Source organism: Psychrobacter sp. (assembly GCF_036731945.1).
Taxonomy (GTDB): Bacteria; Pseudomonadota; Gammaproteobacteria; order Pseudomonadales; family Moraxellaceae; genus Psychrobacter.
The window spans coordinates 19,478-20,468 of the sequence record NZ_DAINDI010000041.1; the positions used below are offsets into that span (position 1 = coordinate 19,478).

At 50.7% G+C, this 991-nt stretch carries 1 protein-coding gene; it reads left to right on the plus strand.

Annotated features, from left to right (window positions below):
• Positions 1-875: efflux RND transporter periplasmic adaptor subunit (locus V7D75_RS09490; protein ID WP_333614366.1), on the plus strand; the 875-nt coding region annotated here is incomplete at its 5' end.
• Positions 876-991: the final 116 nt, after the last annotated feature.

The window sequence follows — 991 nt, forward strand, 5'->3', positions numbered from 1 at the left end:
AAGTCTTGCAAGCGGAAGCCGATGTTGCCGAAGCCGAAGCAACGCTTGCCAATGCAACTGCCGATGCCGCTCGTGTCCTGCCATTAATTGAGATAGATGCCATTAGTAGGCAAGAAGCGGATCGCTATCGTACCTCAAAGCTACAGGCAGAGGCGGCCTTGCAAGCGTCGAAAGCGCGTCTTAGTACCCAACGCTTGAGTGTGAAAAACGCCAATGTGGTCGCGCCGGTCAGCGGTGTTATCAGTGAAAAAATGGCGGAAGTCGGTATGGTGGCTGGCGGCGAGCCATTATTTACCATTATCAAAGGTGGTATTTTAGAGTGGCGTGCGGATATCGATCCTAAGCTGCTCGGCGAAGTCAGTGTCGGAACGCCAGTGCGTGTCAGCTTGCCAGCCGGCGATTCGGTTATGGGTAAGGTTAATCGTATTGCGCCAACGGCCGATGATAATCGCCAAATCACCATTTATGCGAGCCTTGCGCCAAACTCAAAAGTACGCGCGGGCATGTATCAAACGGGCGAGTTTTTATTGGGTAGTACCAGCGCGCAAACGGTGCCCAATAGCGCTATCGTCAGCAATGACGGTTATGATTACGTGATGCTCGTGACTAATGTTAAAAGTCAAGACGGTCAAAATATTGGCCGTATCAAGCAACAACGCGTGAGTTTGGGTGAGCGCTTTGGTGATAACGTGGCGCTGACAGAGCCACTGCCGGCAGACAGCCGACTTGTAAAGCAAGGCGGTAGCTTTTTAAATGATGGCGACTTGGTACGTATCGTTGATGGTCTAAATACCGCCAATGATAAATCAGGCAGCCAAACTGGTAAATTTGCAAACACTGCAAGTACGGGCACAGCCACGCAGGCACGCTCATGAGTTTAAATGTCTCCGCTTACTCGATTAGAAATCCTTTAGTTGCCATCTTGCTGTTTGTGCTGCTGACCTTGGGCGGCATCTACGGTTTTATGCAAATGAAGGTGCAGCAATTCCCT